This window comes from Nostoc sp. (genome assembly GCF_036917155.1).
In the GTDB taxonomy this organism is placed as follows: domain Bacteria; phylum Cyanobacteriota; class Cyanobacteriia; order Cyanobacteriales; family Nostocaceae; genus Nostoc.
Genome location: NZ_JBALDZ010000161.1, coordinates 53,237 through 62,187, shown reverse-complemented (window position 1 = coordinate 62,187; position 8,951 = coordinate 53,237). Strand labels below are relative to the sequence as shown.

The window sequence follows — 8,951 nt, the reverse complement described above, 5'->3', positions numbered from 1 at the left end:
CTCAGTTTGAAAAATAACTGGTGTAATTTATGATGCGTAGTTTTTATTTCGCGAGTCACACTCGCGAACTTCTTCTTTTTGTCCAAAGTCCAACAGTCAAGCAGGTGAGAACCTCCGGTAGTTGTGGAGTTTGTTTGAGTAAGTTCTTTGTAATTATTTTCTAGTTTTTGTGGATTTGCATTTCGGGTAATTAATTGGGGGTATTTTGACTCTAAATATTTGACTTTAGCTAAAGCTCCCCAATGACTATAAGCATAGTAAGCATTAGTCATATAGGTTTGAGCAATGGTTTCTTTACCCCATGACAAATAGAATTTACCAGCGAGTTCGTAAGCTAGGGCTTCTTCGTTGATGTACTCGTTTTCTTTAGCAAGAGCGATCGCTTTGTCATACATTTCCATCGCTGCGATTTTTTCGCCTAAAACCCGATGTCGTTCTGCCTCCACTAAATAGAATCTGTGCAGATGATTCGCTGGGGCATGATGCGCCCATTTTTGCATTTTTTCTTGATTAGCTTGGACGCGGCTGGCAATGCCCTGCGGCTCTAGCTGTGGACTATTGGCATACACTGCCAGCCGCACCAGAGAATCGTAGAAATAGAAGATCGCAGAAATTACCTGCCCAGCAGCTGCACCAAAAGATTTTTCTACTTGAACAATATTTTCCAGCGCTTGGGAGTAATTCTCAAACCAATAACAAAGCAGAAGTTTGTGGAAGGATAAAAATTGAATTGCTAATTGGTCGTTGGCTTGCTGATGAATCGGGAGCATTTTCTGCTCGTCGTAAACTTCCCCCCGGAAAATGCAGGGATTTTGGCTTTTGCCCATCATATTTAAGACAGCTTGCCAATGGATTTCCTGATATTGAAGCGATGTTTCTTGTTTGATTTTCTTAATAGCATCCCAGTAGGTTGCCATTTCTCGTTCAACAATAGTTAGTTGCTTGCCTACCAAATATGATTGCAAGCAATACTGAAATCCACCATAGGCAGCATATTCTAAATCTCCAGTTTCCAGTCCGCTAGAGTAAATTGCCTGAAAAGTTTCTAAGGTCTTCCTGACGGGTTCTTTCCAATGTTGAATCAGCGCATTTACTATTTGGAACGTCTTGGTGCTGACTTCTTTGGCATTTAACTTTGAAAGCAAACTTAAAGCTAATTGACCAAACTGATAACCCCGTTCGATATCTCCGACAACCCCACAGAGAAGAAAACCATAAAGTGAGTATACAAAGGGAGAAACAGAAGCATTACCATATTGAACGGATAGATTGACTTGTTTACATATCACTAGGGGTACAAGTTCTGGAGCGCCAAAGTAAGCGGCAATAAATAAACTTGACAGTAGCTTCAAGATTGCCAGTTTATGCGGGTCGGTCATTTGAGGTAAGTAGAGCAAGTCCGGAGGTTCCTTCCCACTCAAAATCGATTTCGTTTCCTCTAATGCTTGCCCAATATCTGAAGGAGTCACTGTTTCGGGAAACTCTACCCCCAAAAGCTTTAAGACTTCTAGTCCTGTATTAACCGCATCAATTAGCTTATTCTGCGGCATATAGGCTTGGATCTGGACTTCGTATACTTTCATTTTGTCCAGTAGCGTTTTGCCGTGGTTTTGCACTACCACAATGAATCTCTGCATTTCGTCAAAGTCACCGCTTAAAAAAGCTGCCTCTGCTGCTTCTTCATGCAGTACCAATGTCAGCTGATACTGACTTTGCCAACTATCTGGCGCTAACAGTTCCAAACCTACATTCAAGTATTTGACAGCAGACTCATAAGCAGTTGCTGATTTGGCTCTCTGTCCAGCGATTAAATTCAGTTGAGCAAGTTCATATTTTTCTGCTTCTGAGATTAGTAATTCAGTACCATAATTGAGTTGATTAACTAAAGCAAAAACATTTTCTTTGCGTTCTTCTGGTGTGGTATTTTGCAGTAGTAATTGACCAATTTTCAGATGTGTTGCTTTTTTCTGCTCATCAGGAATCAGAGAATAAGCTGCTTGCTGTACTCGGTCATGTAAAAACTTGTAGTCAACTTTGAGATCGGTTAAGGTAATACCGCTTGATTCTTCCTGAGCAAATACTAAAGGAATTTTGTAGTCCTGATTTAACGGCAGAATTAACCCAGCTTGCAGCACAGACCATAATTGCACCGCTGTTTTGAGAGAAGATGCTTCATTAACGATCGCCAATACATCCAAATTAAAGCTATTCCCTATACAAGCAGCTAGTTTCAGGACTTTTTGCGTCTCTAGTGAGAGTTTGCGAATGTTTCTCGCTGTCAGTTCAACTACATTGAGGTCAGTGATGCCAATGGCTTGAATATCTTTAAGATCCCACTGCCAGACTCCAGATTGGAAGTTGTATGTTAAAAAGTCTTCCTGATGTAGAGTTTTCAGCAGTTGCGTTAAGAAAAATGGGTTGCCTGCGGTTTTGTGGAATAGTAATTCGGCAAGTTGCTCGATGCCTTCTGTGTTACTCAATGTATCGCTAATTAAGGCTTCCACATCCGTTAACTGCAACGGTGAGAGAACGATGTTATTGACCACTGCATCTGCTTTTTGAATTTTCTCCAAACTCATCATCAAGGGATGGGTAGGAGAAACTTCATTATCGCGGTATGCTCCGATTAATAATAAATATTGGCGGTCGCTATTCTTCATCAATAACTCAATTAAGTTCAGGGATGCCGAATCTGCCCACTGTAAATCATCAAGAAACAGAACCAGAGGATGGTCTTTAGTGGTGAATACGCCAATGAATTGCCCAAAAATGCGGTTGAAACGATTTTGAGATTCAGTCGCCCCCAGTTGGGTCACAGGTGGCTGTTGACCAATAATTAATTCAACTTCTGGAATCACATCAATAATGACTTGTCCGTTCTCCCCCAATGCGGTTAATAGTTTGTCTTTCCATTTTTGGATTTGGGCTTCGCTTTCGGTGAGTAATTGCTGAATTAAAGATTGAAAGGCCTGAATCAACGACGCATAAGGAATATCACGTTTGAACTGGTCAAACTTACCAGCAATAAAATAACCTCTTGCCCCCACAATTGGTTTATGAACTTCATGGACGACACAGGTTTTACCAATCCCCGAATAACCAGAAACGAGCATGATTTCGCTGCTACCACCTGCCACTCGCTCAAACGCCGCCATCAAAGTTGCTACTTCTGCTTTGCGTCCATATAGCTTTTGCGGAATCAAAAAATGCCCCGATTTGTCACGTCTTCCCGGTACAAAGTTGACAATCTTGCCAGTGGCTTGTATTTCCAGCAAACATTCCTCTAAATCAGCTTTTAGTCCCCAAGCGCTTTGATATCGCTCCTCTGCTGTTTTGGCTAAAAGCTTTAAAATAATCGCACTAATTGCCTCTGGTACTTCTTCCAAAACCCGGCACACAGTTTCTTGACAAGGTGCGACTGGCGTTTTGGCAATATGACAGTGTACTAACTCCATCGGGTCAGTTGTATGAAACGGCAAAGTACCTGTGAGCATTTCATACAAAGTGACACCCAACGAGTAAAAGTCGGTGCGAAAGTCAATTGCTCGGTTCATTCTGCCTGTTTGCTCAGGCGACATATACGCAAGTGTACCTTCAAGCAAATTAGGATTGCTCAAGATGGGATTTTCTTTATCGAGGCGGGAAGAGATACTAAAGTCAATCAGTTTAACTTCCCCAGAATGCGGGTCAATGAGAATATTGTGTGGTTTAATATCTTTATGAATAATGTGTTTGGCGTGCAGTTGGCCTAATATATGTGCCAAATTAATCGCCACCTTGAGAAAAATAATCAAGGTGGTTGTTTGAGTCGCAATCAGTTCTTTAAGCGAGCAACCTGGAATGTCTTCCAAAACCAAAGCCAAACCGTGCTGATAATTTTTTAACTCGTAGGGTTTAACAATGCCAGAAATTTGCAGAGGCTCAATAATTTGATATTCGTGGCGCAGTCGAGCAATGTCTTCCAGTAGTGGGTGTTCGTCAAGGAGAGTTTTGATAATAACACTGAGGTTATCGGTTTTTCGTCGTCCGCGATAAATGACGGTTTTACTACCGGAGTGAAGGGTTTCAAGGAGTTGATAACCAGATAGAGTAGCTGTCATTGTTTTTTCTTGCAATAGAAGCATTCTTAATATGCCCATGCAAGTTCACCATGTAACATTTGAGACAAAATGATACATGGTTTTAATACTTGAGAGTATTGTCCCAATATGGTTCGGTTAAGACAAGAGACGCGATAAATCTTTTGTCTTGAGAAAAGATTGATTATTGTAGAGACGGCGATTTATCGCGTCTTTGCTTCAAGCGGGATAATTTATCGAAAGTCGGCGGGAAACTCCATCCCCAGGTGTCTTTAGAGGGATAGCCGCCCGGCGACTTGGGGTATAGGGCATAGAGCATTGGTGACTCTTCCCCATGCCCTATGCCCGATTCCCCATGCCCTAAAACTCCATCCCCTTGTGGGATGGAGTTTTTTATTTCTTGGAGTTCCCTAACAAGTCACATAACTACATAAGTTCGGTACTAATGTTTACAGTTGCCTTGCTTTTGGTGTTGTTGAGAACCTTGACCATGATTATGATCTTTACCGTGGGAACAGTTTTGCAAATCTTGCTTCAAAAGCTTGTCGCTGATTTCTTGCAAGGATTCATCCACAGCTTGTAAGCCAATCCAAGCATCAATCTTTTGTACATCAAATCCTACCTCACGCTGTTCGCCTACTTCTAACAAAGGACGGCGAATTAACAGTGGTTCTTTCAGCATCAGCGCCAAAGCGGTTTGGGCATCGATTTTTTCCGGGACTACCTCACCAGATTTTACCTTGGGGGCGGAAAGATTAAACCATTCGGCTACGGGGCGATCGCCAAAAAATGAGCGCAACCGTTCAACTGTCCAAGGTTCTTTTAGCAGGTTGTATGGTATCACCTCATGACCGGCAGCAGTGAGCAAAACTTTTTGCTTAGTACCACCTTTACAGCCTGGTTTGCTATAGAAACTTACTCTTGCCATGCAACTATCTCCTAATTACTTTTTAGCGCTAAAGCGCCAACTACGAACCGATGAAATTAAAAATTCCTAGCTTGATGGCTAACTAAGTCAAACTCAAACCTCTCATTCGGATCGGTTTCGCCATAAATATTAAAAGTCACAGTTGGTTCCTCACCCACTGCTTCTACACTGTGAATTGCATCGGGAGTCAAGCTAATAATGTCTCCGGGGAAGAGAGTTACTTCTCCCGTTGCTTCAATTTTGTCCTGAAATTCTGGGCTATTGGTGCGTCGCCAAAAAGTATTTTTTTCCTGGCCTTTTAGAATCGCCACGATTCCCCACGTCCCATGATTATGAATGTTTGAACGGGTTCCTGGTGCAAATGTTACTGTTTGCACCGTCAACGGAAAACCCAATTCATCATATAGGAGTAAAACAGAGGTTCCCGTTTTAGGCGAAGGCTCTAAATGTTGACTTCGCACCCAGTAGGAATTTACTATCAAGCGCCTTACAAGCATCCGAATTTCTGGCAGACAATTGGTTTCATTATCACTGCCATTGAGAACATCTTCCACCTCAGTTAAAAACCGATAAAGGCGGTAATTTTCTCTCAATAAATCCCATGCTCTTACAGATTTACAGGCTTGATACTGACCGTCTCCTGTTAGCAGCCAATCCCTACCTTTCATAACTTTTAAATTGATAACGGAGAAGATTGGATCACAATGATCGGTGAGATATTAGGGATATTACCTACAGGAAATTTTGTAGGTATGTTGATAGGAGGAAAGATAGAGTTACTATCAGTAGCCGCTCCTAATAGAGAATAGGATTTGGTAGATAACCAATTGTTCATGATTTTCACCTTGACTTTTCATTGCTGACTAATTAATCGTCTTCTTCTGCTGGGCGTGTCAAAATATCCAGCAGAATTCCAGAACCAAAATCATTCTTGTCGTCTATCTGTTTGACTTTGGTGCTGATTTCTTTTGCTTCTTCGATTGCTCCCAACTTTGCTAGTACTAATCCAGAAGCAGCATAAGCATTTAAGTACAATCGAATTTGTGGGTCTTCTTTGCGATTGACTAATATAGGCTTAAGTTGCTCCCATTCATCAGGGAATTTTTCTAGTTCTTTAATTTTATCTAATAATTTGATTGTTGTTTGTAGTGCAAGAGAATAATTATTTTTATAATAGAAAAATCTATATGCTGCTACCAACACATCTGTATTTTCACCAGTTTTTGCTAAAGCTTGCTGAATATATTTTTCCGATTCTGATGTATTTTCCCAGTTTTGTGCAGCTAAAATTAATAGGTTTTTGATATCTTCTGGAACCTGAAACCATGAGAATTTGTTTGTATTAGCTTGCATAATGAACTCTCGGATAGTTAGGAGTTAGGAGTTAGGAGTTGTAAATTCTGAGTTATAAATTCTTAACTCTTCACTTCTCACTCCTCACTCCTAACTTTTGTTAAAACAAAGTAAGAACGTACACCAAAGTGAATAAAACAATCCAAATAATGTCTACGAAGTGCCAGTAAATTTCTGCCATTTCGATGAAAGTATGATTGGTTGCAGAATATTCACCGGGAAGACGCGATCGCCACAATACACGTAATATCAATAACAGTCCCACAAAAACGTGCAAACCGTGGAACCCGGTCATGATATAAAAGCAGTTGGCGAAGACGTTGGTAGTCAGTCCGTATCCTAAAGTTGAGTACTCATAAACCTGACCACCCAAGAAAATTGCCCCCATGAGTGCAGTAATTGCATACCACAGTTGCATTCCCTTGACGTTATTCTTTTTAATCGCCGTATCACCGAAGTGAATCACGAAGCTACTAGACACCAAAATAATGGTGTTAATTGTCGGTACAAGTAGTTCTACTTCACTTCCTTCTGGAGGCCAAACCGCTGTCGTACCTCGGAAAAACAAATAGGTGGCAAAAAATCCTCCAAACATCAGGGATTCAGAGGCGAGGAACGTTAATAGTCCCCAAACTCTTAAATCTGGATGTTCTTCGTGTCCTGCACTGTGATCTTCGCTCGTGGTTGTAGCTATAGTCATAGATTTTTTGACAATACTGTTGTGGAGAATGAAGTCTTTTTTAAACGCATAGGAACGCAAAGTAAACGCAAAGGAACGCAGAGTTTTACCTCATCTCGTAGCAAATGGACTCAAACAAACTTTGCGCTCCTCTGCGTTTACCTCTGCGCCTCTTTGCGTTTAAACTTAAACCCTCAATTCGCCACGAATTTACGAAACTGTCTACTAAGCACTAGCTTCTGATGTTGCAGATGGCTGTATTTCAGTACTATGCCCGTAGTCATAAGGGCCATGAGTCACAACCGGCAACACTTCCCAGTTTTCAATTGCTGGTGGTGAGCTAGTTGTCCATTCTAAGGTCAAAGCTTGCCAAGGATTATCACCAGCCAAAGGCCCTTTCAGCCAACTGTAGATGATGTTGATGGCGAAAGGAATTACTGATATCGCCAAAACAAATGAACCAAAGGTACAAATCTGATTGAGGTCGATAAATTGGGGGTCATACATTGCCACTCGTCGGGGCATTCCTTTCAAACCCAATTCGTGCATGGGTAAAAAGGTCAGATTAGTACCGATGAAGGTGAGGGCGAAATGAACGCGTCCCCAAGTTTCATTCAGCATTCGTCCGGTCATTTTGGGGAACCAGTGATAAATGCCGGCGTAGATGCCAAACACGGAACCGCCAAACAGAACGTAGTGGAAATGTCCGACAACATAATATGTGTCGTGGACGTGAACATCAAAGGGGGCTGTTCCCATCGTCACACCGCTTAAGCCGCCCATAACAAACATAGACAACAAGCCAATGGCGAAAAGCATCGCCGTGGTGAAGCGGATTTTACCACCCCAGAGGGTAGCAACCCAGGCAAAAATCTTTACGCCGGTGGGAACTGCAACTATCAGGGTGGAGATGGTGAAGAACATCCGCATCCAACCAGGTGTGCCGCTGGTAAACATGTGGTGTACCCAGACAAACAAACCGACAACGCAGATGGCTACACTAGAATAAGCGATCGCTTTATAACCAAAGATTGGCTTACGGGCGTGGACTGGAATTACCTCCGACATGATGCCGAAGATGGGCAGAATCATTAAATATACTGCCGGGTGAGAATAAAACCAGAATAAGTGTTGATAAATTACAACGTTACCACCTGCATCTGGTTTAAAGAAAGAGGTGCCGAAGTTGAGGTCAAATAACAGCAGAATTAAACCAGCTGCTAATACAGGTGTGGAGAGAAGCGCCAGCAAGGAAGTTGCCAAGATTGCCCAGCAAAATAAGGGTACTTGATCCCATTTCATGCTAGGAACCTTCATCATCAAAATGGTGATCACAAAGTTCAGTGAACCCAAAATTGAAGAAGTTCCCACCAAGACGATCGCTAATATCCACATAGTTTGAGCGATTGGGGCTGTCACCAAACTCAAAGGTGGGTAAGCTGTCCAACCAGATTGGGAACCACCAAAAAAGAAACTACCTAAAATGAGTAATCCGGCTGGTGGGTTTAACCAAAAGGCGATCGCATTCAGCTTCGGGAAAGCCATATCCCTAGCACCAACCATCAAGGGCACCAAAAAGTTACCAAATCCCCCAATGGCACTAGGGACAATCCACAGGAAGATCATGATCGTCCCGTGATTGGTCATGAAAGCGTTATAGAGATTGGGGTCGAGCAAGTCTGCCTCTGGTGTTGCTAATTCCACACGGAGAGCAACAGCCATCAGTCCACCGATGAGATAGAACACAAACGCTGTCACCAGGTATTGAATACCAATAACCTTGTGGTCAACATTAAATGTAAAATAGTCTTGCCATTTCCACGCCTTCGGATGTGAGGTGTGGCCAGCCACCAGAGTTTCCGGTTTATTTTCTTCTGGTGGAGTATTCCGTGGAAATTCTACCTGCGTCATA

General features: G+C 42.2%; 6 protein-coding genes. All 6 read right to left on the bottom strand.

The features are described 5' to 3' along the window. On the bottom strand, nucleotides 1–4,100 hold a 4,100-nt coding region (locus V7K67_RS21610; protein ID WP_335168344.1), incomplete at its 3' end, for an ATP-binding protein. 421 nt (nucleotides 4,101–4,521) lie between these two features. Then, nucleotides 4,522–5,007: an ArsC/Spx/MgsR family protein gene (locus V7K67_RS21605; RefSeq protein ID WP_334733813.1), complete on the bottom strand. Its 486-nt coding sequence runs from the start codon at nucleotides 5,005–5,007 to the stop codon at nucleotides 4,522–4,524. A gap of 56 nt (nucleotides 5,008–5,063) precedes the next feature. Next, nucleotides 5,064–5,675, bottom strand: coding sequence for a cupin (locus V7K67_RS21600; protein WP_335168342.1), 612 nt, complete (start codon nucleotides 5,673–5,675; stop codon nucleotides 5,064–5,066). A 199-nt stretch (nucleotides 5,676–5,874) separates the two neighbouring features. Beyond that, a complete protein-coding gene (locus V7K67_RS21595) occupies nucleotides 5,875–6,360 on the bottom strand; it encodes a hypothetical protein (RefSeq protein WP_334733815.1) in 486 nt (161 codons plus the stop codon). A gap of 100 nt (nucleotides 6,361–6,460) precedes the next feature. Beyond that, a complete protein-coding gene (locus V7K67_RS21590; protein WP_292700158.1) occupies nucleotides 6,461–7,060 on the bottom strand; it encodes a cytochrome c oxidase subunit 3 in 600 nt (199 codons plus the stop codon). Between the two features lie 204 nt (nucleotides 7,061–7,264). Then, on the bottom strand, nucleotides 7,265–8,950 hold the full coding sequence (gene ctaD / locus V7K67_RS21585) for a cytochrome c oxidase subunit I (protein ID WP_334733816.1): 1,686 nt from the start codon (nucleotides 8,948–8,950) through the stop codon (nucleotides 7,265–7,267). Nucleotide 8,951: the final 1 nt, after the last annotated feature.